This is a genomic window from Corynebacterium sp. ZY180755, from assembly GCF_054331495.1.
The window spans coordinates 2,380,391-2,406,326 of record NZ_CM135811.1 but is presented as its reverse complement, the minus strand read 5'-3'; the positions used below and the strand labels follow the sequence as shown (position 1 = coordinate 2,406,326).

Annotated in this window: 22 protein-coding genes; 18 read left to right on the top strand and 4 right to left on the bottom strand. The window is 54.8% G+C overall.

Going from position 1 to position 25,936, the window contains the following annotated elements:
• Positions 1 to 23: 23 nt before the first annotated feature.
• The 3 genes from ACXM2N_RS10955 to ACXM2N_RS10945 all read right to left on the bottom strand — a co-directional run bounded on the left by ACXM2N_RS10955 (position 24) and on the right by ACXM2N_RS10945 (position 2,324).
• Complete coding sequence (locus tag ACXM2N_RS10955) at positions 24 to 371, bottom strand: metallopeptidase family protein (RefSeq protein WP_458488652.1); 348 nt, start codon at positions 369 to 371, stop codon at positions 24 to 26.
• Between the two features lie 2 nt (positions 372 to 373).
• On the bottom strand, positions 374 to 1,492 hold the full coding sequence (locus tag ACXM2N_RS10950; RefSeq protein ID WP_458491146.1) for a septum formation family protein: 1,119 nt from the start codon (positions 1,490 to 1,492) through the stop codon (positions 374 to 376).
• 82 nt (positions 1,493 to 1,574) lie between these two features.
• The gene (locus ACXM2N_RS10945) at positions 1,575 to 2,324 is read right to left on the bottom strand and encodes a GntR family transcriptional regulator (RefSeq protein ID WP_458488650.1); all 750 of its coding nucleotides are present in this window, start codon (positions 2,322 to 2,324) and stop codon (positions 1,575 to 1,577) included.
• A gap of 268 nt (positions 2,325 to 2,592) precedes the next feature.
• Here ACXM2N_RS10945 and serS point away from each other — a divergent pair, with 268 nt between their 5' ends.
• The 4 genes from serS (at position 2,593) to glpK (ending at position 7,297) form a co-directional block, all read left to right on the top strand.
• The gene (serS, locus tag ACXM2N_RS10940; RefSeq protein ID WP_458488648.1) at positions 2,593 to 3,852 is read left to right on the top strand and encodes a serine--tRNA ligase; all 1,260 of its coding nucleotides are present in this window, start codon (positions 2,593 to 2,595) and stop codon (positions 3,850 to 3,852) included.
• 197 nt (positions 3,853 to 4,049) lie between these two features.
• Entirely contained in the window at positions 4,050 to 4,988 is a 939-nt protein-coding gene (locus ACXM2N_RS10935; protein WP_458488646.1) for a lysophospholipid acyltransferase family protein, read from the top strand.
• 2 nt (positions 4,989 to 4,990) lie between these two features.
• Entirely contained in the window at positions 4,991 to 5,824 is an 834-nt protein-coding gene (locus tag ACXM2N_RS10930; protein WP_458488644.1) for an HAD family hydrolase, read from the top strand.
• Positions 5,825 to 7,297: a glycerol kinase GlpK gene (gene glpK / locus ACXM2N_RS10925; RefSeq protein ID WP_458488642.1), complete on the top strand. Its 1,473-nt coding sequence runs from the start codon at positions 5,825 to 5,827 to the stop codon at positions 7,295 to 7,297.
• Between the two features lie 89 nt (positions 7,298 to 7,386).
• Here the strand turns inward: glpK and ACXM2N_RS10920 are convergent, their stop codons facing one another.
• Entirely contained in the window at positions 7,387 to 9,483 is a 2,097-nt protein-coding gene (locus ACXM2N_RS10920; RefSeq protein ID WP_458488640.1) for an N-acetylmuramoyl-L-alanine amidase, read from the bottom strand.
• Between the two features lie 385 nt (positions 9,484 to 9,868).
• Between ACXM2N_RS10920 and ACXM2N_RS10915 the strand changes: the two genes are divergently transcribed.
• The 14 genes from ACXM2N_RS10915 (at position 9,869) to ACXM2N_RS10850 (ending at position 25,652) form a co-directional block, all read left to right on the top strand.
• Positions 9,869 to 10,867 carry an ABC transporter substrate-binding protein gene (locus tag ACXM2N_RS10915; RefSeq protein WP_458488638.1) on the top strand — a complete coding sequence of 333 codons (999 nt, stop codon included), beginning with the start codon at positions 9,869 to 9,871 and terminating at the stop codon, positions 10,865 to 10,867.
• A gap of 6 nt (positions 10,868 to 10,873) precedes the next feature.
• Positions 10,874 to 11,896 carry a FecCD family ABC transporter permease gene (locus ACXM2N_RS10910; protein WP_458488636.1) on the top strand — a complete coding sequence of 341 codons (1,023 nt, stop codon included), beginning with the start codon at positions 10,874 to 10,876 and terminating at the stop codon, positions 11,894 to 11,896.
• Positions 11,893 to 12,681: an ABC transporter ATP-binding protein gene (locus ACXM2N_RS10905; RefSeq protein ID WP_458488634.1), complete on the top strand. Its 789-nt coding sequence runs from the start codon at positions 11,893 to 11,895 to the stop codon at positions 12,679 to 12,681. Before ACXM2N_RS10910 ends, ACXM2N_RS10905 begins: the two co-directional genes overlap by 4 nt.
• A 57-nt stretch (positions 12,682 to 12,738) precedes the next feature.
• Positions 12,739 to 13,902 (top strand): UDP-galactopyranose mutase, encoded by a 1,164-nt coding sequence (glf, locus tag ACXM2N_RS10900; protein WP_458488632.1) that lies wholly within the window; start codon positions 12,739 to 12,741, stop codon positions 13,900 to 13,902.
• A gap of 177 nt (positions 13,903 to 14,079) precedes the next feature.
• Positions 14,080 to 14,202 carry a hypothetical protein gene (locus ACXM2N_RS10895; RefSeq protein ID WP_458488630.1) on the top strand — a complete coding sequence of 41 codons (123 nt, stop codon included), beginning with the start codon at positions 14,080 to 14,082 and terminating at the stop codon, positions 14,200 to 14,202.
• A 9-nt stretch (positions 14,203 to 14,211) separates the two neighbouring features.
• On the top strand, positions 14,212 to 14,745 hold the full coding sequence (locus ACXM2N_RS10890) for a phosphatase PAP2 family protein (protein ID WP_458488628.1): 534 nt from the start codon (positions 14,212 to 14,214) through the stop codon (positions 14,743 to 14,745).
• 177 nt (positions 14,746 to 14,922) lie between these two features.
• On the top strand, positions 14,923 to 16,920 hold the full coding sequence (locus ACXM2N_RS10885; protein WP_458488626.1) for a glycosyltransferase: 1,998 nt from the start codon (positions 14,923 to 14,925) through the stop codon (positions 16,918 to 16,920).
• A gap of 6 nt (positions 16,921 to 16,926) precedes the next feature.
• Positions 16,927 to 17,448 (top strand): phosphatase PAP2 family protein, encoded by a 522-nt coding sequence (locus tag ACXM2N_RS10880; protein WP_458488624.1) that lies wholly within the window; start codon positions 16,927 to 16,929, stop codon positions 17,446 to 17,448.
• On the top strand, positions 17,449 to 18,429 hold the full coding sequence (locus ACXM2N_RS10875) for a decaprenyl-phosphate phosphoribosyltransferase (protein WP_458488622.1): 981 nt from the start codon (positions 17,449 to 17,451) through the stop codon (positions 18,427 to 18,429).
• 69 nt (positions 18,430 to 18,498) lie between these two features.
• On the top strand, positions 18,499 to 20,373 hold the full coding sequence (gene zomB, locus ACXM2N_RS10870; RefSeq protein ID WP_458488620.1) for a flagellar motor control protein ZomB: 1,875 nt from the start codon (positions 18,499 to 18,501) through the stop codon (positions 20,371 to 20,373).
• Between the two features lie 270 nt (positions 20,374 to 20,643).
• The gene (locus tag ACXM2N_RS10865; RefSeq protein ID WP_458488618.1) at positions 20,644 to 21,666 is read left to right on the top strand and encodes an alpha/beta hydrolase; all 1,023 of its coding nucleotides are present in this window, start codon (positions 20,644 to 20,646) and stop codon (positions 21,664 to 21,666) included.
• Between the two features lie 596 nt (positions 21,667 to 22,262).
• Complete coding sequence (locus tag ACXM2N_RS10860) at positions 22,263 to 24,209, top strand: alpha/beta hydrolase-fold protein (RefSeq protein ID WP_458488616.1); 1,947 nt, start codon at positions 22,263 to 22,265, stop codon at positions 24,207 to 24,209.
• Entirely contained in the window at positions 24,209 to 24,727 is a 519-nt protein-coding gene (locus ACXM2N_RS10855) for a hypothetical protein (RefSeq protein ID WP_458488614.1), read from the top strand. The genes ACXM2N_RS10860 and ACXM2N_RS10855 overlap by 1 nt, the downstream gene beginning before the upstream one ends.
• A gap of 4 nt (positions 24,728 to 24,731) precedes the next feature.
• Complete coding sequence (locus tag ACXM2N_RS10850; RefSeq protein ID WP_458488612.1) at positions 24,732 to 25,652, top strand: cutinase family protein; 921 nt, start codon at positions 24,732 to 24,734, stop codon at positions 25,650 to 25,652.
• Positions 25,653 to 25,936 lie beyond the last annotated feature (284 nt).

The following is a 25,936-nucleotide window of genomic DNA, read 5'->3' as shown; positions in this document are numbered from 1 at the left end:
CTCCCCCACATTTTGCTAGCTAATCAGGAATACCCAAGCCGGTGAAGGTCATCTTCATCGAGACCAAAGTAGTGGCCAATCTCATGCATGACCGTGATGCGGACTTGCTCCACCAACATGTCCTCGCTGGTGCAGAACTCCTTCAAGGCCTCGCGGTAAATCGTGATGGAGTCCGGTAAGAATCCACTGTGGTCGAAGGTGCGCTCCGTGAGCCCCACGCCCTCATAAAGGCCGAGGGTATGCGGGCAATCATCGTTGTAATCCTCAATCAGGAAGACAACATTGCGGATCTGGTCATGAACTTCATCTGGGATCAGGTCGAGCGCCCGAGTCACTAGCTCCTCAAAGCGCTCGTTGGGGACCTCAACCATAGTTATTGTGCGGGTGCCGCCGGTGCCGGAGCTGGCGCCTCAGGAGCCGCGGAAGGCGCTGGGGCTGGTGCTGCTGGCTCGGAGACGGCAGGTGCTTGGCCATCCACTTCTTCCAGCGGCTCGGGGTTCACAATTGGGCTGCGCTTAGGGCGGGCTGCCGGAGGCTTGCCGTTGATGGTGAACTTGTCAGTTGCCGAGCCAGCGAGAGTGCCGAAGGACTTATTGCGGTTAGCAAATACCAGAGAGCAGTTCACGCTGTGGGAACCACCGGTCCACGAGTTGGCGGTGATGGTAGACCAGAAAGGCTGCAGGGTGGAGTAGTAGAGGGCGTCATCTCCACCCAAGTACTCTTGCGCGGCCTGGGTGCAGACGCGTCGCAGGTGATTGTCCTGATCCTCAATGGAAGGCGTACCTTCCGGGAACACCGGCAGAAGATCAACGATCTTGGTTGTTTCCAGCTGGTGCGGGTCCGCGCAGTCCACCACGCGGGTAGTGGAGGACGCGTCCACGGCTACGCACTCACCAACTTGGGCGACGCGAGCCTGGTCTTGGGTAGCTGCGGCGCCTTTGGTAGCGATCACGTTGCCCTGATCGTCAGTAGCCTGAATGCCGCATAGCAGGGTGCGGTCACCCTGCTCCCAAAACTCCTGCGGCGGGAGGATGGACGCCACAGAGTACTTACCCAGCGGGTCAAACACGCCACCGAGGTAGCTCAGCGTTGGCGTCAGGCAAAGCTCTTCGCGCAGCTGAGCCTGGCGGGTGAGGTCTGGCATGGGAGCGTCATCGCCGAACTCGGACGATGGGTAGGCGGAGAGATCCTCACGGGAAGACACTTCAAAGCGGTGATCACTATCGCAGTTAGTTTGCTCAAAACCTGCGATGTCTGAGCCCTCCCCAGCTTCTTGCCACGTGAGACAGGCGCCGGCGTCAGCGGTGGTGAATGTGGCGGCGGTGAACTCAACATCCGAACCCACGGCGGATTCGCCGGGGCTGATCGCCTGCTGGGTGGAGCCACCCTCGCGGCTGTCAATAATGTTGTAGGTGCTCAACGCTGTGGTCGATGCCAAAGCGGCAACCAGCATGATGCGGGTTGCTTTCGCGGAACGCCAAGAATTCTTCATAGTGCCTCCCATCATGCCACCTTAAACCGGAAAAGCCACAAAAGATTGCTACTTTTGTGGCTCCCAGACATCAACTGTTGCCTTAGGCTTTCTCTACTATTGCTTGGATCGCGTAGCGGTCCGTGCGGTATAGGCTAGAACACCATTCCACTGGGCGGTCATTGGAACGGGCCTTACGCAAGACTTTCAGCAGTGGCGTACCTGGATCGATCTCCAGCAATGATGCGATCTCATCATCAGCTACCACGGCGGTGACAATTTGATCAGCGTCAGAGATGGGCACCGCGTAGTGGACATCAAGAATGTTGTAGACGGATTTGTACACGTCATTTTCCAGCAGGTCCGGCGCAAAGCGCGCGTTGTACCACGCATCATCGATGCTCAGGGGCTCGCCGTCGCCTAAGCGCAGGCGGCGCAGGTGCGTGTGCGGTGCCTGAGGGGATGAGTCGAAAAATACGGACACGTCATTCGGTGGAACGGTCCACGCTGCCGCCAAGATCTTGGAGCTGGGGGTCAAGTTCTGGGAGAGCATCTCATCACTAAAAGAAGCCAGGTGCATCCGCGCTACCATGGGCGCGTGAGCAACGAACGTGCCTTTGCCACGGGCGCGCCGCAACTTTCCGCTGGCCACAAGGTCACCAATGGCACGACGCACCGTGATGCGGGAGACGCCGTAGGTCTCCTCCAAGATGCGCTCACCAGGCAGCATGTCGCCTGGGCGGAGGTGCTCGGTGCAGATCTCCTCAAGAATTTCCCTGAGCTGAGCGTGCTTCGGAATACTGGATCCGTCAGTCAGGGGGCGTGCTGGTAGCTCCGGATGAATGTCGGTCATGCATATCATTCTAACCCTTGTTGTTATAACCAGAACAGGAATTGGGCTATCTCACTAAAATTTAACACGCTGCACGGCAGTGCGCTGGGCTCTGCGGTGGTTATGGAAAAGCTGCGCATGCAGCGGTGTCCTATCTAAGAATGTGGTGCTTGCCGACACCGCGCACAAAAAGCAAGGAGCACTGCGCGCGGGCGCGCGCCGGGGCACAGTGCCCCTTTGCGCTGGGTGCGTGTCGAAAAGCAAGGCCAAACGGGGTAGGGTAATAGCCGTGATTGATCTGAAGTTTCTGCGTGAAAACCCTGACGTTGTAAAAGAGTCCCAGCGCACCCGTGGTGAGGATCCCCAGCTGGTTGACGAGCTGATCGCTGCCGATGAGGCACGTCGATCCGCCATTTCTACCGCCGATGAGCTCCGCAGCGAGCAGAAGGCATTTGGCAAGAAGATTGGCCAGGCCTCCCCGGAGGAGCGCCCAGCTCTGCTCGAGGGTTCCAACGAGCTCAAGAACAAGGTCAAGGAAGCCGATGAGGCGCAGAAAGCTGCTGAACAGGCAGTATTTGATCTTCAGATGAAGCTATCCAACGTTGTGGAAGGCGCACCAGCTGGCGGCGAAGATGACTTCGTTGTGCTGGAGCACGTTGGTGAAAAGCCACAGTTCGATTTCGAGCCAAAGGATCACTTGGATCTTGGCGAGGCCCTCGGCCTGATCGATATGAAGCGCGGCACCAAGGTGGGCGGCGCACGCTTCTACTACCTCACCGGTGACGGCGCATTCCTGCAGCTAGGAATGCTTAACCTGGCGGCTCAGAAGGCGCGCGACAACGGCTTCCAGCTCATGATTCCGCCAGTGCTGGTTCGTCCAGAAGTGATGCAGGGAACCGGCTTCCTTGGCGCCCACGCTGAGGAGATCTACTACCTTGAGCGCGATGACCTCTACTTGGTTGGTACCTCCGAGGTCGCACTCGCCGGCTACCACCAGGACGAGATCATCGATCTGTCCAATGGCCCAGTGAAGTACGCTGGCTGGTCCTCTTGCTTCCGCCGTGAGGCTGGCTCCTACGGCAAGGACACCAAGGGTATCCTGCGCGTGCACCAGTTCGACAAACTAGAAATGTTCGTCTACTGCAAGCCTGAAGAAGCTCAGGCCCAGCATCAGGCACTCCTGAACATGGAGCGTGAGATGCTTTCCGCTGTTGAGGTTCCTTACCGCATCATCGACGTAGCTGGTGGTGACCTGGGCTCCTCCGCTGCCCGTAAGTTCGACACCGAAGCATGGGTTCCATCCCAGAACACCTACCGCGAACTCACCTCTACCTCCAACTGCACCACCTTCCAGGCTCGCCGACTCTCCACCCGCTACCGCGACGAGAACGGCAAGGCGCAGACCGCGGCAACGCTGAACGGCACCTTGGCAACCACTCGCTGGCTCGTTGCCATCCTGGAAAACAACCAGCAGGCTGACGGTTCCGTACTCGTGCCAAAGGCACTGCAGCCATTCGTGGGCAAGGAAGTGCTCGAGCCGGTCAAGTAACCAGCGTGCGCAGTCTTCGGCTGTAACATAGACGCATATTCACAGGGGTGGGGTGCCTGCTTTGCCTATGCAAAGCAGGCGCCCCACCCCTGTTGTTGTGTAACCAAGCGCCCCATTGGTGGCGCTGCTTTCTTTGCTGCTTGGAATCGTCGATAAGCTATAAGGAACGTTACGTTACTTATAAGGGGAAGAACACAATGAGCAACTGGGAAAAGCGCGGCTTTTTTCGAGTATCTAAGGACCTGGAAAAGGTAGCCGACCACCCAATTGAGGCCAAAGAGTCACTGTACGGGCGCACGGTTATCCCGCTCATCATCGCGGTTCTGCGCGCCCAAGGCGTGAAGATGACCATCCAGAATCCGGAACACATCCCCGCCCAGGGCCCAGCGCTTATTGCTTTCAACCACACTGGCTACTATGACTTCATCTTCGGCGGCACCGCGGCCTACGTACGCGGAAAGCGCGTGGTACGTTTCATGGCCAAAAAAGAGATTTTTGACGTGCCTGTGGTGGGCAAGCTCATGCGAGGCATGAAGCACATCTCGGTTGATCGTTTCGCTGGTGCCGCCAGCATGGACGACGCCGTGGACTCCTTGAACCAGGGCAACTTGGTGGGCATTTTCCCTGAGGGCACCATCTCTCGCAGTTTTGAAGTCAAGGCGCTGAAGACGGGCGCCGTGCGTATCGCACAACAGGCAGACTGCCCACTGATCCCGGCTGTGATTTGGGGTTCGCAGCGTCTGTGGAGCAAGGGGTATCCAAAGAAGCTTGGTCGCAACCACTTCCCAGTATGGGTTCGCATTGGTGAGCCTATTTCTACCGACGGCAGCTTGGAGGAGTCGACCGAGCGCCTGCGCAGCGCAATGCAGGAGCTGCTTGAACAGGTTCGCGCTGACTACGCTGCAGAGTACGGACCATTTCCTGACGGCGAAAACTGGATGCCTGCTTCACTAGGTGGTAGCGCCCCAACCATCGATGAAGCCACCGTCATTGAGACTAAAGAGCGCGAGCGTCGCGCACAAAAGCGGGCTGAGAAGATCGCCGCTGAGGAAGCTCGTGCTGCTCAGGGCTCTACCGGTATAGCAGGCAAGGCAAAGTCCGTAGTGTCAGCTATCCGCGCGAAGCTGGGGAAGTAGTGATGACGGAGCAGTTCCGGCCCCGTATGGTGGTCAGTGATGTCGACGGAACCCTAATTACCAGCCAAGAACGCATCACCCCACGGCTTTGCGACGCCATCACGGCTTTCGTGGGTCAAGGTGGCTATTTTGCGCTCGCCACGGGGCGCCCACCACGGTGGATTTTTTACGTACTGGAGCAGCTTCCCGTTCGGCCGATCTGCATCTGCGCCAATGGCGCAGTTATCTATGACTCGGATGCTGATCGCATCCTCAAAGTTCACAACCTCGAATCCGAGGTATTGCGAACAGTGGTGACCTCTGCGCGTGCGTCTCTGGAAGACTTAGGTGGCGTGGAGTGTGCTGTTGAGCGTGCGGGCAAATCAGCGTTCGAAGACACCCGCGAGCTGTTTACCACCACCCCAGACTTCACGCACAGCTGGGACTCTAACGAACACGGCATCACAGACGAAGCAACGCTGCTCGCGCGCCCTGCTATGAAACTCCTACTGCGCAACGATAAGTTAACCGCAGCGCAGATGTTCGAGCGCGTGCGTCCCGTCATCCCAGAATCCATGGCGCACGTGACGTTTTCCATGAATGACGGTCTGCTGGAGATCATGGCTCCTGGCATTAACAAGGCCACGGGCGTTGCAGATGTTGCGGAGATAGTAGGTGTGGAAAAGGAAGACATCGCTGCTTTTGGCGACATGCCTAATGACCTCGAGATGATTTCTTGGGTTGGGCACGGAGTTGCGGTGGCCAACGCACGTGACTCCGTGAAGTCCGTTGCGGACGAGATCACCACTACCAACGATGATTTTGGAGTAGCCCGCGTCATGGAGAGGTGGATCTAAGTGGCCAACTATGTAGCCGCGATTGATCAAGGTACCACCTCTACTCGCTGCATCATCTACGATGCGTGCGGTAGGCGCGTGGGCATCGGTCAACGCGACCATAATCAGATCTTCCCTGAGCAGGGATGGGTGGAGCATGACCCGCAGGAAATTTGGAACAACACTCGCCTAGTGATGGCGCACGCTCTAGCCGATGCAGATGTGGATTCCACCGACATCTGCGCCGTCGGAATCACCAATCAGCGAGAAACTACCGTGGTATGGGACCGCAAGACCGGCAACCCCATTTACAACGCCATCGTCTGGCAGGACACCCGCACCAACGCGGTTGCCGCCACCTTATCTGGTGGTGACCAGTACACGTGGCATGAGCGCACTGGCCTGTTGGCTAATTCCTACCCTGCGGGGCCAAAAATCGCGTGGATTCTGGATAATGTCGAGGGCGCCCGCGAGAAAGCGTCCCGCGGTGAGTTGGCGTTTGGCACCATCGATTCCTGGTTGATCTTCAAACTCACCGGCGAGCATCTCACGGATGTGACGAATGCATCCCGCACACTGCTGATGGATATAGAGACGTGCCAGTGGTCTCCACAACAATGCTCAGAGCTGGGTATTGACCCATCCATGCTTCCTGAAATCCGAGCCAGCGTGGATGACTTTGGCGTAATCAAGCACCACGGTCCTTTCGCCGGCGTCCCCATTACCGCGGTGCTCGGCGACCAGCAAGCGGCAATGTTCGGTCAAGGATGCTTTGGTGTGGGAGAGGCTAAATGCACCTACGGAACTGGCCTGTTCCTCCTGCTCAACACTGGTGTGGAGAAGGTCATCTCCAAAGGTGGCATGCTCACCACGGTCTGCTACCAACTGCGCGGCCAAGAACCGGTGTACGCACTGGAAGGGTCCGTGGCCATGGGTGGTGCGCTCATTCAATGGCTGCGCGACAACCTTGGCCTCATCAGTACTGCTGCCGAAGTGGAACAACTAGCGTTGACCGTTCCTGACAGCGGCGGCGTTACCATCGTCCCCGCTTTCTCCGGACTATTTGCTCCTCGCTGGGTGCCTGATGCCCGAGGAATCATCACCGGACTTACTCGCTACGTAACCAAGGCGCATATCGCGCGCGCCGCATTGGAGGCAACTGCTTTCCAGGTCCGCGAAGTCACAGATGCCATGGCTCAAGACTCGGGTCAGGAGCTAACGCTCCTACGGGTGGACGGAGGAATGACTGCCAATAGTTTGCTCATGCAGATGCAGGCCGACCTCCTGGGAGTAGAGGTTGTACGGCCAATGGATATTGAAACCACCGCCAGTGGGGTAGCTTTTGCAGCCGGCTTAGGCGCAGGTTTGTGGAAAGACCTTGAAGAGCTGAAGCGCTACATCAGGACTGATCAGACGTGGGCAGCGAAGATGAGCGAGAGCACTGTTGCGGACATGTATAGCCGCTGGAATGCTGCGGTAGACAGGTCCCTATAGGAACAGGCCACAAGCTTTAGGGAGAAAGCTTGTGGCCTGTGTTTTAATCTGCTCCCCACGCGGTAGGTGGTGGGCACATCCTGTGAAAACTACTTCACGCCAATGTCTAGTGCGCCTGTAGCTGGATCAAAGGTGATGTAACCACCCTGGAAATCCACGCGGATTAGTGGACCAGCCTTGAATTCCTCAGAGACTGGCAGACCAAGCGGGCCAGCATCGAAGCCTTGGGCAGCCCAGGCATCAGCAATGGCGCCCCACAGTGCACGGGTTCCAACGGAGTCAGCGTTGAGCACAATACCGTTGTCGAACAGGGAGAACTTAACTTCTTCACCATTGCCGTTGGTGTAGCTTGCTACACCAGTGCGGTTCTCACCCAGAACAGGGCCCACGGCGTCGATGAGCTTGTTGACGCCCTCGGACATCTCGGAGTCTGCGCTTAGCGACGTTGCAGACTTCACCATTGGAATCAGCTGGTTCAGGGTAAGACCATCAACTACCTGGACATCACCGATCTGTGATGTAGTGCCTGGCAGCATGCCAGCGTCTGCCGCAAGACCGATACCCAAAGCCAGCAGCGAACCAACAACACCCAGCGTGGCAGCGATACTTGCAGCGTCAGCGCCCGCAGGGGCGCCATTGTTGCCCGCAAGGCTGGACAGCAAATTCAGCGCCTGGGTAACGTCCGCCCCTGCGTTATTGCCGCTTGGCGCAGTGTTATCCAAGACCACGTCATCCGGAGTGGATGGTGCTTGCTGCTTGTTGTTAGCTGGGCTCTTACCGTAGGTTGCCAAAATGGAGTTGTACTTGCTCTTAGCAATGGAGCGGATGGTATCCATTTGTGCGTAGGCGTACTGGCCAGGGCATGCCGTGTTGCCGACGTCCCTGTGAGCAAAGATGTTAGGCAACCGCACAGCAGTGCCGAGAGGGTAGTTGGTGTAAGAAGACCCCTCGGAGTAGTGCACGCCTGATCCAGTAGGGTCAAGATTAGCCACCTTCGCACGCCAACCAGCAAGCTCACCAACTGCCTGAATCATCTGGCTAGGTGGCTGCATGGTGTCAAAGTTGCCCATCATGGAGATACCCCACGTGTTGGAATTGAAACCACCAGCATGGGCGCCCACCTGATCACGGTTCAGGCCACCGTAGCGACCCTCGTACAGGTTGCCGTACTTATCTGCGAGCGCGTGGTAGCCGATATCGCACCACCCCAGAGTCTGGGCGTGGTACTGGTAGATACCGCGCAAAACGCCAGGCGCTTCAGCTTCTGAGTAGTTGTTGGACCCTGCGGTGTGGTGGATCGTAATACCTGAAGTTGGGGACAGGTAGTCCGGCTGACGGCCGCAACGTAGTGACTCGTTAGCGCCCCAACCGGCGCGAGAAATCACCCGTGGCATCCCATCAGAATCACTAGCCAGGTCAATGTCAGGCGCTGCAGGAGCGCCTTCTCCGCCGTCGATGAATACGACATCGAAATCGCTCGCTGGGCTGGCAGTATTTGGTGCATCTTGGGCGTCCGCTACTGGCTGAATGTCACCAAAGTTGGATGGCAGTGCGCCTGCAGGCTTAGGTTCCTTTGGCGCTGGTGCAGATGCCCGCTCAGCGATCTTTGGCTGGGACGACTGTGGATCTGCCGCGGCCGCCTCATCGGCCTGCTCAGGGGTTGCAGCCCCCGGTGCTGTAGATACTGGAGCTGGGGAGTCATCTCCCACCAAGTCGATACCAGCTACGGAAACCTGAACCTTCTTGGTTGGCTCAATGTAGATCAGATCGGTACCGCGCTTGAGGTTTGGATCGTCGGAATCTACGGAGATAGGTTCAGCGGAGAACCACTCGGTCCAGGATCCGTCAGGGCGCTCGCCACGAACGAAAGTGGCAACGTCCTTATCGCCAGTCCATGTCAGCGCGAACTGAGAAAACTCCTGATCGCGAGTGAATTCCTTAACGGTGCGGGGGCCAGCGCCCTCGGACTGGCTGGCGATCGCTGCATCATTGATGACTACGTTCTTGCCCCCAGCCAGGCTGTCCGTTTGAACGGACGCGGTAACCGGCTCAATTGATGTGTCCTGAGTTTTCAAAATTGACTGCGAGCCAATGCCTACGGCTGCCGAAGCAACAAGAGCGGTAGCGAGCACGGTGGCTGTTACCGGCTTTGTTGGGGCCGAGGTAAGGCGACGTCGTTGCTGCACGATATTTCTCCCTAATCTAGTGCGGCTGAGACATACATAGATGTGTGTTAACTCTAGTGACACACTAGTGCAGATGTGTCTTATGTTAAAGGTGTTACTCGCGTGTCGTAAGAGAAAATTTTTTAAAGTTTTTGTAATTCGTTAAATTGTTGCTGCACAACGCATGACCGAGCCCTAATAAGGTCTTTCTCAAGCGGAGGAAGGATAATAGAGTCTTGAATGGAAATACGTGTGAGGGCTGCAGCAGCGAGTACTCTTATCTTGCTGCTTGTACATAGTGGCTGAGAGCCTAAATGAGCAAAGTGCGGTACAAGACGTGTTGTGCTGGTTTCAGCTGCTCACAAAGCGTAACCGTTGAAGCTCGTAGAAAAGGATGGAATCGAATATGGCATATTCCCACGTTGCGCGTACTCGGGTTACGCGACGATTCGCAGGCGCATTTGCTGGCGTTATAGCCCTGTCTGCAGCGTTGGTTGGCTGCGCGAATGAGGACAATTCCGTTCAGGAATCCGCGTCCGGTGCGGAAGGCAACTTCCCCGTTTCTGTAGTTTCCGGTGACGTGGAATCTGGTGAAGAAATCACAATCGAGCAAGAACCATCCAGAATCGTAAGTTTGTCCCCTTCTGCGACGGAAGTTCTCTTTGATATCGGGGCAGGAGATCAGGTTGTGGCGGTAGACGAGTACTCTACCTACCCAGACGATGCGCCGTTGGTTGAGGGATTATCTGGTTACATGCCCAATGTGGAGTCTGTTTTGACACATGACCCCGATCTTGTGGTGGTATCAGAGGACGACGAAGCACTGGCAAGTGGCTTGGAAGCTACCGATGTTCCAATGCTCATCATCCCAGCCGTTGCCGACATCGAAGGAGTATACGAGCAGGTTGAGCGCCTAGGTGTTGCCACCGGCAACACTGAAGATGCCGAAGCCAAGGTGGAGGAGATGCGCTCTGATATCGAGGAAGCCATCGCGAGTGTTCCAGACGCCATCAAAGACGCAGGATTGACCTACTACCACGAGCTAGATAGCAGTTACTATTCCATCACGGACAACACGTTTATTGGCGACATTTACAGTCAGTTTGGTCTGAGCTCGATCGCCAATGAATCCGACACGGATTACCCACAGCTGTCTTCCGAAGCCATCATTGATGCAAATCCTGACCTCATGTTCTTTGCCAATCAGGATTCAGAGGGACTAACCCTCGATCAAGTTGCAGAAAGGCCAGGCTGGGACACCATCGACGCGGTCAAAAACCGCGCGATGATCGCCCTGAACGAAGATCTGGCATCGCGCTGGGGTACTCGAACCGCTGAATTCATTAAGCTGATTGCTGCTGACCTTAACCAGAAAGCAGACGCCCTAGTTGGCGCTAATGCCTAACGCGTTGTGGGACTCAGAAAAGCAAACTCAGTAGCACTCTATGCCGTCTCGCTAGCTGTACTCCTCATAGCAGTAGCGGGATCGGTGTTTGTTGGTGCTGCAGGACTGTCCGTGGCGGACATACTTTCTGCCTTGTTCGGGGGAGAAGGTCTAAGCCAAAAAACTGCCGTCATCATTTTCAGCGTGAGGCTTCCACGAATCGTGATGGGAGTGTTGGTTGGTGCCATGTTGGCTGCTGCTGGCGCTGCCTACCAAGCGGTTTTCCGAAACCCGCTTGCAGACCCCTATCTCTTGGGTGTGTCAGCGGGCGCAGGATTGGGCGTGACGATTTCGATCGTTTTTGGTGCGGCTGTTGGGTTGACGCTCGGTGGTGTAGGGATCGTTCTCGCCGCGTTCGTTGGCGGAACGTTGGCTGTCGTCAGCACGTACCTCTTTAGCACGGGTGTGGGTAGGGACACCGACCCAACAACGGTGGTGCTCGCAGGTGTAGCTGTTGCCGCATTCGCATCAGCGGCGCAAACCTTCATCCAGCAGCAGAATATTGACACCGTCCAGAGGATCTATACCTGGATGCTGGGAAGCCTCAGCACTACATCGTGGTCTAGCATCATTGCGCTTACGATTCCTGTGGCCGTCTGTTGTGCGGTTCTCCTGATGAGCGTGAAAGTCCTTGACGTCATGACTCTGGGAGACGATGAAGCTTCTGCCCTAGGAGCCAACCCGCAACTGATCCGATTGCTTCTGGTTGCTACTGCCACGCTTGGCACAGCAGCGGTGGTTTCCGTATCAGGTTTGATTGGATTCGTTGGCATTGTTATCCCCCATGCCGTACGGCTCCTAGTGGGTCCAGCCCACGCGCGTTTGGTGCCTCTCACGATGATCTGGGGAGCAACCTTCATGGTCTGTGCAGATGCGGTGGGGAGAACGATCCTCGCCCCAGCGGAGCTTCCTGTAGGCGTTATTACCGCCTTTATTGGTGCACCATTCTTCCTGTTCATCCTGCGAAACCATAGGGGGCGTACTCGGTGATTGAACTCTCATCGCTCAGCTTTGCCTTTAACCCCGAACGCCCCATTATTCACGACCTCTCACTGACCGTGGAAAAAGGGGAATGGGTCTCACTTGTGGGACCAAACGGTTGCGGAAAATCAACCTTGTTGAGCTTGATTGCCGGAGTTCGCAGGTTGCAAGCCGGCTCGATTAAAGTAGCCGGCCTTAGCCTTGACTCAGCGCTAGGAAGATCAAAACGTAAGCAGTGGGCCAAGAATGTGGCATTGATGCCGCAGAAGCCAACTCTGCCAGAGGGGATGCTCGTTCACGAGTACGTCTCGCTCGGGCGATATCCGCACGGTGACCATAAGCCGTCGCTCGTTGAGCAGACACTCAGTGAGCTGAATCTTGAACAATTTGCTGACCGCTCCATGAGCGAACTATCAGGTGGCGAAACCCAGCGAGTCTCTCTGGCACGTTCCCTGGTGCAAGAGCCTAAGGTGTTGTTGCTGGATGAACCAACCTCAGCGTTAGACATTGGGCACGCGCAGGAAGTGCTTGAGCTAGTGGATGATCTGAGGGCAAAGCGGCAGCTAACGGTTATTGCGGCCATGCATGATCTCACACTCGCAGCAGCGTTCGGTGAGAAGATAGCGACCCTCAACGGCGGCCGTATTCATCGTTGCGGGCCAGCTAGGGAAGTTCTCACAAAAGCAGAAATAGAGTCCCTGTACGCAGCAAACGTGCAAGTCATTGTTCATGAAGGCCAGCCGGTGATCATCCCCGTTCGCACTGTGGCGACACCGGATTCGAATCCTCGCTGAGCGTCACTCCAGCGAGGATGCCACCGTTAGCTAGCCAATTTAGATAGGATCAGGAGCATGAGTGAATTTGATCTGATTGTTGTTGGCTCCGGGCTTTTTGGTCTGACTGTAGCTGAACAAGCGGCAAGCAAACTGGACAAAAAGGTCCTCATTGTTGAGCGGCGAAGCCATCTTGGTGGCAACGCATACTCTGAGGCTGAACCAGAGACTGGCATTGAGATCCACAAGTACGGTGCGCATCTTTTCCACACGTCTAACGAACGTGTGTGGGAGTACGTCAATCAGTTCACGGATTTCACTGGTTACCAGCATCGTGTATTTGCCATGCACAATGGAACCGCGTACCAGTTCCCTATGGGGCTCGGCCTCATTAACCAATTCTTTGGCAAGTATTACACGCCAGATGAGGCTCGCGAACTCATTGCTGAGCAATCCAGCGAGATCGATTCCCACAGCGCAACTAACCTAGAGGAGAAAGCAATCTCCCTTATTGGTCGCCCGCTGTATGAGGCGTTTATTCGTGATTACACTGCTAAGCAGTGGCAGACCGATCCAAAGGAGCTGCCAGCCAGCAACATCACGAGGCTTCCGGTTCGATACACCTTTGACAACCGATACTTCAACGACACCTACGAAGGCCTGCCTGTAGACGGCTACACCGCTTGGTTGGAAAACATGGCCTCTCATGAGAACATCGAACTTCGCCTTGATACTGACTGGTTTGAAGTCCGAGACGAACTGCGCGCCGCATCTCCTCAGGCACCGGTAGTGTACACGGGTCCGTTGGATCGCTACTTTGATTACTCAGCCGGGCGCTTGGGTTGGCGCACGCTGGATTTTGAGACCGAAGTCCTTCCAACGGGTGACTTCCAAGGCACCCCGGTCATGAATTACAACGATGCGGAGTTCCCGTACACCAGAATTCACGAGTTCCGTCACTTCCATCCGGAGCGCGAGGACCGCTATCCAAAAGACAAGACTGTCATTATGAAGGAATTCTCCCGATTCGCTAAAGAAGGGGATGAGCCTTACTACCCAATCAATACTCCGGCTGACCGCGAAATGCTCCTCAAGTATCGTGAGCTTGCCAAGAAGGAAACCGAAGAGAACAAGGTCTTCTTTGGTGGCCGTTTGGGAACCTACAAGTACCTCGACATGCACATGGCCATCGCATCGGCACTCAGCATGTTTGATAACAAACTAGTGGACGAATTGAGCTAACAGTTTCTTAAGAAAAGATCCCGTACTCCCACACCCCGTCGTCGAGACAGGGGCAAGGGGGACGGGATATTTTTCATTTCAAGATGCGCTCAAAGTTAACGTGGGTTCAAATTGAGTTCGGTGTCTGTTTACTCAAAAAAGCACTGGATAACATGATTTTTCAGGGAAGGCGCCATCGTGATTGACAAGTTTGAAGTAGTGCGAGAGGACCTTCACCGCAGGTATGACAATTCCTGTGGCGCTGCCGATGACGTCGAAGCGCACATCAAGAAACTTCTCAAAGAAATGGGAGTGCGATAGCCATCTGCAATGAGCTCTTGGGATTTGCATGTTCACTCCGTGTTTGTTGAAAACAGAAGTGACCTTCTCACCTGGTTAGTTGTTCCTTTCACTAGAGCAACTGGCCCTACCGCAATGGCAATCATCGCGATTGTGGTGTCACTAATCCTCTACCTTTGTGAACGGCGCAAAGGCTCGCCCAGACTCCTTGTTTTCCTGCCTGCGGTAGGGGTCTTGCTGGCCAATGGTACGAGCTTTGTGCTCAAACGGCTCATTAACAGGCACCGTCCTCCGCTCGAGGATCAGCTTCTATATCACTTCAACCCCTCCATGCCTTCTGGGCATGCTGTGGGAGCCTTTGCTTTAGCAACTGCCGTTGCACTGGTTTTCAAGAAATCATGGACACTGCTGTGTTTCTGCATCGCAGCAGGGGTTGCTACCTCTCGCCTCTATGTAGGCGTGCATTGGCTAAGCGACGTTGTGGTGGGGGCACTAGTGGGATGCGCCGTTTCCCTCTTAGCATGGTGGAGTCTCACCTCTAGGGACAAAAGGGAAGTGACTTAACCGAAACCTCCGTTCGGTTGGTGAGCATCACCGCGCGCCATAAAGGAAAAGAAACAGCAGTGGGACTACCCTGAAAAAGGAACTATGTCCGCTCACTTTGACGTGCCCGAAAACAATGGGAAGTCATTCAAAGCTCACTGAGCGGATGCACGCACAGGAAGAAAGGTTTCCGCCTCTATGAGGGATGAGAAGATTGATGCGACCAAAGCAGTAGAAAGACTGCAGAGGCTTTTGCTTCCTCGCGCAGGTGAACCATATGACGTTCGCATGCTCTATCTGATTGAATCAGAGCGCAATCAGGCCCGAGCAACCTGGGATGACCGCAACTCCATCTCGATTAAGGGAGGAGACGAAGTTAGCTTCTTTACCTACTTCAACGCATTCCCAGCTAGCTACTGGCGACGCTGGTCCCAACTCGACACCGTTATCCTGCGCGTTGAGGTGCAAGGTAGTGCTCGTGTTGACGTGTACCGTTCAAAAATTGACGGCGCCCGCATAGGCGTTGAGGGCAAGGTTGCAACGGACGAAGCTATTGAGTTTGAGCTCTCACTGCAGCCATTCGAAAACGGTGGCTGGCTGTGGTTCGAAATTACCGCGGAAACCGACACCCGCATTTCAGACACCGGTTGGTACGCGCCATGCGCGCCGGGGCCGCAGAAGCTTGCCGACGGAACGGAGGTGGGCCCGTTCGAGCCACGCGTCACGGTTGGTATCCCAACCTTCAACCGTCCATTTGATGCAGTGGCAGCGCTCGAGGCGTTGGCATCCGATCCGGAAGTGGATGCTGTTATTGACACAGTGATCATGCCTGATCAGGGAACCAAGCACCCTGCGGACGAGCCTGGATACGAAGAGGCAGTTGCTCACTTTGGTGATCGTTTCTTCGAGTTCCGCCAAGGCAATCTTGGTGGCTCTGGTGGCTACTCTCGCATCATGTATGAGGCAACGGGAGGCGTTGACGGAAACGGTGAAGCAGGCAAAGCGGAATCACCGTTCATTCTCTACATGGATGATGACATTGCGATTGAGCCAGACTCTATCCTCCGTGCGCTCCAAGCAGCTCGTTACGCAAAGAGCCCCATGCTCATTGGCGGGCAGATGCTTAACCTGCAGGAACGCTCTCACCTTCACTCCATGGGTGAGGTCATTGGGCGTCATGATTTCATGTGGACCTCGGCACCGCACGTAAAGTACGACCACGATCTGGCGAAGCTGCCTTTGTCCGCTCGCGCAACTGAGCCTGACCTTCCAGGCGACGATAAACCAAAGCACTCCCAAGATCTGCACCGCCGTATTGACGTGGATTTCAACGGCTGGTGGATGTGCATGATCCCGCGCATAGTGGCCCAAGAGATTGGCCAGCCACTTCCACTGTTCATTAAATGGGACGATGCTGAGTATGGTCTGCGAGCTGGTCAGCATGGTTACCCAACCGCGACGTGGCCAGGCATTGCCATCTGGCACATGGCATGGTCTGACAAAGACGATGCCATTGACTGGCAGGCGTACTTCCATCTCCGTAACAGGCTCGTTGTTGCTGCCCTGCAGCACGAGGGCCCAGTGGATGGGATTATCCGCAGTATGCAGAAAGCTACCTTTAAGCACCTGCTGTGCCTTGAGTACTCGACTGTCGCAATTCAGAACGAGGCAATGAAGGACTTCCTTGCTGGTCCTGACCAGCTCTTTGGTATCCTCGAGAGCTCGCTGCCGCGCATTAACGCCATGCGGAAGAATTTCTCCGATGCGGTAGTCATCCCAAGTGCATCGCAATTGCCTAATCCATCTGGTGCGCCTGGCGTTCCAACTAAGGACATAGGTGGACGCCTAGCACCAGTAAAGAAGGCGGCGTGGCTTGCAAAGGGCCTTGCCCACTCCTTGAAGAAGGAAGACCCAACTCACCACGAGATTCCACAGGCTAACTGGGCCCCAATTGAAGCACGGTGGTTTAGTCTTTCTCGCGTTGATGGTGCAACAGTGACCACCGCAGATGGTCGCGGGGTTGTTTATCGTAAGCGCGATCTAGCGAAGGCGAAGGAGCTGATGAAGGAATCACGACGCCTTCAGAAGGAAGTTGCTGAGAAGTTCGCGACCCTTCAATCCCAGTACCGCGCTGCTTATCCACAGCTGACTTCCAAGGAATCTTGGTCCAAGATTTTTGAGCCAGAGGGGAAGTAACAGGCGATGGGGAAGAATTTCAATGAAGCGGACATAATCGTTGCGATTCAAAAGGGCATCGGCGCAGACGCTAACGTGTTCAAGATTGCACGCGGGCTTTCTCACTTTGGTGAACACGCTTTAGGATGGATGGGGCTTGGCGCTATCGGTGCTTTGGCGGACAAGAAGAACCGTCCTGAGTGGCTGAAACTGATTGCTGCCGCATTTATCTCACATGCAGCATCCGTGGTGATCAAACGCGTTGTTCGGCGAAAGCGACCACATGATCCGCGTGTGAAGATTGGGGTGGGAACACCGAGCAAGCTGAGCTTCCCGAGCTCACATGCGACGTCCACCACCGCATCGCTTCTGAAACTGGCAAAGATAACTCGTAATCCGTTGCCACTGCTTGGCGTGCCTGTCATGATGCTTTCGCGTATGGTACTCGGAGTGCATTACCCAACTGACGTCCTTGCTGGCGCTGTGGTTGGCGCAGTTACTACGGAAGCTATAGACCGCATCAGTGCTGGAAAAGGAAAACGAATTTAAATGACTCAGCAACAAGGAATCATTGGTTCCGAGCCCCATACGGAGGGTTTGGATAACACCCAGAAGAGACAAGCTCCTAAGAATCTTCCCGACGCGATGATCAAGGCGCTGCGTCCGAAGCAATGGGTTAAGAATGTCCTGGTTCTGGCCGCGCCGCTAGCAGCTGGCACCGAAGTACTCTTTGACAGCCGAACCCTCATTGACGTTGCCATTGCCTTCGTTGTGTTCTGCATGGCGGCATCCTCCATCTACCTGATCAATGACGCACGCGACGTTGAGGCAGATCGCCAGCACCCTACCAAGCAGTTCCGCCCAATCGCGTCAGGCATGCTGCCGATCGGGTTGGCCTACGCAATGGCGGCAATTTTGATCGTTGCCTCCGTGGCGGTCAGCTACTTTGCTAGCTCCGGACATGGGCTTGCGATCGTTATTGCTGTCTACATTGTTCTTCAGCTTGGTTACTGCTTTGGGTGGAAGCACCAGCCGGTGATTGACATTGCACTTGTGAGCTCGGGCTTCATGCTCCGTGCGATGGGTGGCGGTGTAGCTGCCGGAATTGAACTGAGCCAATGGTTCCTCTTGGTGGCAGCATTTGGTTCCCTGTTCATGGCATCCGGTAAGCGCTATGCGGAGATCTTGCTGGCTGAGAAAACTGGAGCGAAGATCCGTAAGGCTCTTCAGGGGTACACCCCTACTTACCTGCGCTTTGTGTGGACGTTGGCAGCAACTGCCGTTGTGGTTTCCTACTCACTGTGGGGCTTCGAGATGGCTGCCGGTGCAGAAGGCGCAGCGAGTGTGTGGTACCAAATCTCCATGGTGCCATTTACCGTGGCGATTCTCCGGTACGCCGCTGACGTGGACCGAGGTAACGGTGGCGCGCCAGATGAGCTCGCACTGTCTGACCGAGCACTTCAAATCCTCGCGTTGGCTTGGATCGGCTGTATCGTGATGGCGACGTACGTCATTCCAGGTTTAGCCTAAAATTTATTTGGCCTGAGCACCGGTGACGCTTCCTATGAGCAAGCGACACCGGTGCTAATCTTTTGTCTCATGAGTAACACTCGTCAATTGACTATCACCACGGCACTGCTGTCAGCAGTGACGGTAGCCAGCCTCACTTTTTATGGTGCGTGGCAGCGTCGTTGGATGAGCGATGACGGGCTCATCGTGTTACGCACGGTGAGGAATCTCCTAGCCGGTAATGGACCTGTGTTCAACGCCGGTGAACGCGTTGAGGCAAACACGTCAACGCTGTGGCAATACGTGATTTACGTGGTTGCTCTTTTTAGTGATGCTCGACTTGAACATATTGCACTGTGGTTAGCCCTCATCTTCACCACAGCCGCCGTGCTCATCGCTGCTCTAGCAACGGCGAAGCTTCACAACACCAAGAACTGGCTACTCGTTCCTTTCGGTCTGCTCATCTACATTGCGCTCCCACCGGCAAGGGACTTTGCTACCTCAGGTCTTGAATGGGGTCTTTCCCTATTCTGGATTGCCGTTCAGTGGATGCTTCTAGTGACGTGGAGCCAAAATAAAAATGGCAAGCACGTGGCGGAGCCTTCCCAGCGCATCACGTATGTCCTTGCTTTTTGGTCTGGATTATCGTGGTTGGTGCGACCAGAACTCGCTCTTTATGGCGGACTCACGGGCATCCTCTTGCTGGTCAGCGCCCCGAAATTCCGCGTCGGCCTAGGAATTCTGGCAGCTGCTTTGCCAATTCCGGCTGCCTATCAGATCTTCAGGATGGGCTTCTATGGATTGATCGTGCCACATACCGCGGTAGCAAAGTCTGCCTCGGGCTCCGAATGGGCTACGGGCTGGGGGTACGTTGAGGATTTCACCAGTCCTTACAATCTTTACATCGCGTTAGGTATCGCAGTAGCCGCCGGAGCAGTGCTTGTGGCAACATCTACCACCTCGATGTCCGGTAATGGCCGTGAGAAACTGCGGCACCCCATCTCTGCAATAACCTTAGTGCTACTCGCAGGTACCATCCACCTGCTCTACGTCATTAGGGTTGGCGGTGACTTCATGCATGGTCGCATGCTTTTGCTGCCTCTCTTCACGCTTTTGCTACCTGTGGCCGTGATTAGAATTTGGTCCCCAAGTGCAAAATTTTCTTGGCCGGCTTTTTCCTCTATCGGGCTTTTCATTGGTGCGATAGTATGGTCCGGTTTCACTGCGGCCGGTGGGCATGAATTCACCATTCCTTCTGAGTTGGATGCAGAAATCAATATCGTGGACGAACGCGAGTTTTGGACGCAGTTTGCGAAACGCGATAGTGCTCCGCTTGTTGCTGAGGATTTCCTCACTACTCGTCCAATGGGTGATTGGGAAGAGGTGCTGGACACCAGTATTGAGGCTAATTCGGGTCAAATGGTCAATATCTTGGTGCAGAAGGAACCTCCTGTTCAGTCCTGGGAACCGATTGATCGAACTGCCGAGGATACTGACCTTGCGCGCATTCCGCTTACTGCAACCATGATGAACTTGGGCATGACGAGCATGAATGCGCCATTGGATGTTCGAATTCTTGACCCAATGGGGTTGTCGAACCCACTTGCAGCGCGTCAGCCGCGCATTGAAGACGGGCGTATCGGGCATGACAAGTATCTGCCGATGGAATGGCAGATTGCGGATTCTGCCGTAGACATCAACAAGATCCCAATCTGGATCGACCGAAATGAAGCACAGCTAGCACGCTGGGTCTTGTACACACAAGACTACCGAGAACTGTTTGAGAGCTACCGTGCTCCTCTGACACGGTCCCAGTTCCTGAGCAACATTAAGTTCTCTCTGACCAAGGGTCGTACTCTCGAATTCTCTGAGGATCCGTGGGATTACTATGACTTGCTGCCGGTCGAACCAGTGTTGCCTATTTACTGGGAGCCTGAGATTAAGACAGATGAGCCCCGGAATTAGTGGCTTCGTTGCCTGGGAGAGTTGAAATAAAATCTGATCAGATTTGGAAGTTACATTAGGAACAACTGGTCAAAAGAAGTCCAGTGGTCTAGTATGAAAAGTTGATCTGAGCTGGCGAAGTAACGAATGTTGGATCGCAGCGATAGTAATTACGTAAATGGAGATTTCTACTCTTCTGGATTCTTTCAGAAGTAGCCTTCGGCCTTGCGTCTCACTGGCAGGAGGCATCCCGCGTCTCTGGTGGCGTGGCTAAACTTTGCAAGGAGAATTATGAGCTTAAAGACGGGACTTCGTCGCGTCGGCAAGAAGGTCGCGTCCGCTGTGACCGCCGTTGCTGTTGCGTCCACCCTGATGGTAGCTGGTGCAGGAACCGCCTCTGCAGGACCGCGTGACTATTTGCGAAAAGACTCCACTGGTACCTGTACGTGGGATCCAGTTAAGTACTGGGTTCAGCGTTGTGACGTTTGGTCACCATCTATGGGCAAGAACATCAAGGTTCAGATTCAGCCAGCTAAGCGTGGCGGCAACGCGGCGCTCTACCTGCTCGACGGCATGCGTGCGACCGAAAAGGCAAGCGCTTGGACTGTCGATGCCAATGCCCCACGTGAATACGTCAATCACAACATCACACTGGTGATGCCGGTTGGTGGCGCCGGATCCTTCTACTCTGACTGGATTGGTCCAGCAACCTACCAGGGAACCGTGAACTACAAGTGGGAAACCTTCCTCACCAAGGAGCTTCCGGGATACCTGCAGCGCCAGTTCGGCGTATCCCCAACCAACAATTCCATCGCTGGTTTGTCCATGGGCGGTACCTCCGCGGTTAATCTTGCGGCACGTAACCCTAATCAGTTTAAGCAGGTTATGAGCTGGTCCGGTTACTTGACCATGACTTTGCCTGGTATGCAGACTCTCCTGCGTATCGCGATGCTCGACGTTGGTAACTTCAACATCAACTCCATGTACGGAACGATTTTCCACCCACAGCGCTACCAGAATGACCCGTTTTTGAACATGGGTGGCCTGCGTGGCAAGGATATTTACGTATCCGCTGCTAGTGGAACTCCGGGACCGCGAGACCTTGCTAAGTACAACCGAGGTGACCTCGCTGCAGGTACCGCTCTGGAGTGGTTCTCTCGCTACACCACGGTCATCTGGGAAGCTAAGGCCCGCGCTCAGGGCTTGAACCCAACCGTTGATTACCCAGCGCAAGGTGTTCACAACTGGCTCCAGTGGGATTACCAGCTTAAGAAGACCAAGGCTCGGGTCTTGAACAAGATGAATGCCTGGTAACGTACTACCTTCCGTGTAACCGCCTAGCAGTAGATAACTGCTAGGCGGTTTTCGTTACCCGCGGATTGTGGGTGGGGTGTGACGGCTCCCATAGTGGTATCTGCAATGCCGTATTTGGTCAACTGGGATTCTTCGGCGCAATGGGGGCGTCTGTGTAGCCAAGAATCACTGTGCTATTCCAAGCACCGTGGTTAGAGGGGTGTGGGTGGACGGGAGAAACTAATGTGAAAAACGTGGCAATTGTTGGCGGTGTGTCTCTACCTAAAGTCTCAAGTTAAACTTAAACTTGAATCGTCTTAGGTAGGTAAGTTTTGGCATCGAAACTCTTGCAAGGTTCTTGCGCCCACACGTAGAGCCAGAAAAGCACAGAGTGAGAAGCGAAGATTTGTCTTCAACGGCATTCCACAACTCAACCGGAAATTGTTATTTCTGGTGTAAATACGTTTACTCACCCCAGCAGCTGAAGCCTTACGTCCGGAGGAGGGGAACCTTCGGAAACTGACCAGCTGGAAAAGGGGCGTATTTGGCTACGCGCTTTGTAGCTAATGGGTGTGGATTTGTAAAAGAAATGCTCAAAATTACGTAAGGATCTCTACATGCGCGACACCGCATCCCAAAAGAAGAAGCGCGGCTCCCTATGGGTTGCAGCCGCTGCTGTGCCTTGTGCCATTGCTCTAGGCGCAACTATTATTCCGGCTCCCTCTGATGCCCAGAGCTCTAGCAACGGTTCTTCCCTTTCTGACGTAGTAGCCGGTTCAACCGATTACTTGCAGAATCAGCCAACGGATACCCGTACTCCAGTTCGCACTGATCGTCCAGAGATCGAGGGGCTGCCAGAAGGCGTATCCGTTGATCGCGTTGAGTGGTTGAGCGACCGCCGTATTTCCATCTTTATTAACTCCGCTGTAATGCCGGATAAGCCAATCCAGGTTCAGGTCCTCCTGGCTCGCGATTGGCACTCGAACCCAACTGCCAAGTTCCCATCGGTGTGGGCACTTGATGGCCTGCGCGCTCTCGACACCGAGTCTGGTTGGACCATTAACACCAACATCGAGCAGTTCTACGCAGACAAGAACGTCAACGTCATTCTTCCTGTGGGAGGACAGTCCTCCTTCTACGCGGACTGGCTTGAGCCAAATAACGGCAAGCACTACAAGTGGGAATCTTTCCTTATCAACGAGCTGATCCCAGTTCTCAAAAACGGTTGGCGCGACAACGGAAATCGCGCGGTTGTAGGCCTGTCCATGGGCGGTACCGCGGCAGTTAATCTTGCTGAGCGTAATCCAGACCTGTTCAAGTTTGTAGGTTCCTTCTCTGGCTACCTCGACACCACTTCCCCTGGTATGCCGCAGGCAATTATGGCTGCACAGTTGGATGGTGGCGGATACGATTCCACCAAGATGTGGGGTCAGCCAGGTTCCCAGCAGTGGATTGATCACGATCCAAAGCTGGGTGTGAAGGACCTCAAGGACATGGTTGTCTATGTTTCTGCTGGTTCTGGTCGCGATGACTACGGTCAGCCAAACTCTGTGGCAAAGGGACCGTCGAACATTGCTGGTGGGGGACTTGAGGTTATCTCCCGCATGACCACGGATACTTTTGTTAAGTACGCCAAGAGGGCTGACGTGGACGTCATTTCAAAGTTCCGTCCGTCAGGCGTGCATGACTGGCCATACTGGCAGTTTGAAATGACCCGCGCGTGGCCATACATCGCAGACGCCTTGGGCCTTTCCAAGGAAGATCGCGGTGCTGATTGCTTGCCAATTGGTGCGATCGCTGCTGCAGTAGAGGGCTCAGAGCTGGGCAATTGCGTAAACAACGAATACGACGCTGCAGGTGGCAAGGTGCAGGACTTCTACAACGGCCGTGCGTACTGGTCTGCTGACACCGGTGCTTTTGGCCTCTACGGACGTATTAACGCTCGCTACTCCGAGATTGGTGGACCATCCTCGTGGCTGGGATTCCCAACCTCAGAGGAGAGGCCACTAGCTAACGGCGGTCGCTTCGTAACCTTCGAAAATGGCAACATTTACTGGTCACCAAGCACGGGCGCTTGGGAGGTTCCTAAGGCCATCATGAAGGGCTGGGGTGATCTGAAGTGGGAGAACGGCAGCCTCGGCTACCCAGTCGGCGCACCTCGTGACCTCAGCGGCGGACAGGTTCAGCAGTTCCAAGGTGGTTACGTGGTGACCAACAAGGATGGCAAGGCTAACTGGGTTCGTGGCGAGATTGCTAAGAAGTACGGTGAGCTCAAGTTGATGGAGTCTGCGCTTGGCTTCCCTGTGGGCAATGAGAAGCTCATCAAGGGTGGTGCTTTCCAGGAATTCCAGAACGGCTACCTCTACTGGTCCGCTAAGACCGGCGCACACCTCATCAAGAAGGGTGACATCTTTGAAGCGTGGGGTAAGAAGGGCTACGAGCAAGGTGAGTTTGGATTCCCAACCGCTGACCAAGCGTCGATTCCTGCAGGTGGCGAGGTTGTTGAGTTTGAGCGAGGTCTCATTCGACAAGTCAACGGCGTCATTCAGGAAGAGAAGAAGTAATGCGTTCCTTTAGCCCTAAGAAGGCTTCATTCGCAGCGTTGGTGGCCGCTGTTTCAGTGGCGGCTACCGCCTGCGGTGGAGCTACTGTGGAGAATTCCTCAACGGATACCACCATTGCGCCACTGACTCGCAGTGTTGCACCTAGTGAGTCGCCATCAGAGGGCGCTGACGCGAGTACTTCTGCCCCGAGCGAGTCTGTTGCTCAAAGCCCAGAGGCACCATTGCCACAGGATCAGCCCGCGCAGGAAGTTTCGGAAATTCCTGACAATAGCCTGCAACTTAGCGGTGTAGATCGGGAATACCTTGATTCCTTGAAGGCTGACGGGGTAGACGTTGAAGGTATAGAAGATCAACTGATCGGTACGGCGAGTGTCGTGTGCGGAAGCGAAGGTGCTCCGCTGGATGAAGCAACCATTGGGGCTGTTGCTGGTCAGCTGATTGAGCAAGGTCGAACCACTAAAGCGTTTGAAGAAGTAGTCGATATGATTAACTCTTCTGCAAGGAAGGCATACTGCTAAAGGTATGAAAAAGGTCCTCACGGTTCTTGCAACCGTCATTGTATTGATCGTGATTTTCACGGGTGTCGCTCGCTGGATGAACCAGGATGATGTACAGGCTCCGAGCTGGGATGAAGGTGGCAAGATCGCTGCTCCTGAAAAACCGGTGCAGCCTGAGTATTGTCCAGACGTTGAGTTCATTGCGGCACCGGGTACGTGGGAATCCAAGGCCGGTGATGATCCGATCAATCCTACGGCTAATCCTCGGTCGTACATGCTGACCATCACGCGACCTTTGCAGGAACAGCATGATCCTGCGCGTGTGAAGGTGTGGACCTTGCCGTATACAGCTCAGTTCCGGAATATTAATGCCAACAATGAAATGTCCTACGACGATTCTCGAAACGAGGGGCAACGTGTTCTTGAGCAGGAATTGCGTGACGTGCACGCAGAGTGTCCGCTCACGGACTTCATCATGGCAGGTTTCTCTCAAGGTGCTGTGATTGCCGGCGACGTTGCGAATCGAATTGGTACAGGGCAGGGAGCAATTCCGCCAGAACGTGTTAGGGGTGTCGCCCTAGTAGCTGATGGACGCCGACAGGCTGGTGTGGGCCAGTCTGTGGGCAATCCTGTGGCAGGCGTTGGTGCAGAAATTGCTTTGCAGCCATTGAGCGGAATTATCCAAGCCATCGTTCCTGGTGCAAGCATGCGAGGACCTCGTGAGGGCGGCTTCGGTGCTCTGGATGATCGTGTATTCCAGATCTGTGCACCAGGGGATTCGATTTGTGACGCCCCTGAAAACGTGACGAACGCGATCGCGCGTGCACAGGACCTTGTCAAACCAAACGTTGCTCATGCAACGTACGCAACCAACAAAAATGTCATTCCTGGGGCGACAGCATCCACGTGGATAGTGGACTGGGCTAACGGCCTCATCAACCAATAACTAACTCGCGTTCAGGCCCAAAACATGTGTCATCGGCGGAAAAGTTTGGTGCGAACTTTTCCGCCGATGAACTGCGTCATTGCTGGGGATCGGGCGGGGCTACGGTGAACGATGTAGCCAAAAGCTCAACATTTTTGTATTGAAAAGTAATACACTGGGCGCAGCTTACGATGTAAGAGTAAACATGAAACGGGATCGATAACTTCGTCGCTGCGATCGCAGGGCGTTGCATGGGTCCCCACATTGGTTATCTAATAACAAGTTTGAAATAGATACTGGCGAGA

Bases quoted from the DNA above. Each gene is read 5' to 3' on its own strand.
- ACXM2N_RS10955 (WP_458488652.1), bottom strand. From the start codon at position 371: ATGGTTGAGGTCCCCAACGAGCGCTTTGAGGAGCTAGTGACTCGGGCG.
- ACXM2N_RS10950 (WP_458491146.1), bottom strand. From the start codon at position 1,492: ATGAAGAATTCTTGGCGTTCCGCGAAAGCAACCCGCATCATGCTGGTT.
- ACXM2N_RS10945 (WP_458488650.1), bottom strand. From the start codon at position 2,324: ATGACCGACATTCATCCGGAGCTACCAGCACGCCCCCTGACTGACGGA.
- ACXM2N_RS10935 (WP_458488646.1), top strand. From the start codon at position 4,050: ATGAGCAACTGGGAAAAGCGCGGCTTTTTTCGAGTATCTAAGGACCTG.
- ACXM2N_RS10930 (WP_458488644.1), top strand. From the start codon at position 4,991: ATGACGGAGCAGTTCCGGCCCCGTATGGTGGTCAGTGATGTCGACGGA.
- ACXM2N_RS10915 (WP_458488638.1), top strand. From the start codon at position 9,869: ATGGCATATTCCCACGTTGCGCGTACTCGGGTTACGCGACGATTCGCA.
- glf (WP_458488632.1), top strand. From the start codon at position 12,739: ATGAGTGAATTTGATCTGATTGTTGTTGGCTCCGGGCTTTTTGGTCTG.
- ACXM2N_RS10890 (WP_458488628.1), top strand. From the start codon at position 14,212: ATGAGCTCTTGGGATTTGCATGTTCACTCCGTGTTTGTTGAAAACAGA.
- ACXM2N_RS10885 (WP_458488626.1), top strand. From the start codon at position 14,923: ATGAGGGATGAGAAGATTGATGCGACCAAAGCAGTAGAAAGACTGCAG.
- ACXM2N_RS10880 (WP_458488624.1), top strand. From the start codon at position 16,927: ATGGGGAAGAATTTCAATGAAGCGGACATAATCGTTGCGATTCAAAAG.
- ACXM2N_RS10875 (WP_458488622.1), top strand. From the start codon at position 17,449: ATGACTCAGCAACAAGGAATCATTGGTTCCGAGCCCCATACGGAGGGT.
- zomB (WP_458488620.1), top strand. From the start codon at position 18,499: ATGAGTAACACTCGTCAATTGACTATCACCACGGCACTGCTGTCAGCA.
- ACXM2N_RS10865 (WP_458488618.1), top strand. From the start codon at position 20,644: ATGAGCTTAAAGACGGGACTTCGTCGCGTCGGCAAGAAGGTCGCGTCC.
- ACXM2N_RS10860 (WP_458488616.1), top strand. From the start codon at position 22,263: ATGCGCGACACCGCATCCCAAAAGAAGAAGCGCGGCTCCCTATGGGTT.
- ACXM2N_RS10855 (WP_458488614.1), top strand. From the start codon at position 24,209: ATGCGTTCCTTTAGCCCTAAGAAGGCTTCATTCGCAGCGTTGGTGGCC.
- ACXM2N_RS10850 (WP_458488612.1), top strand. From the start codon at position 24,732: ATGAAAAAGGTCCTCACGGTTCTTGCAACCGTCATTGTATTGATCGTG.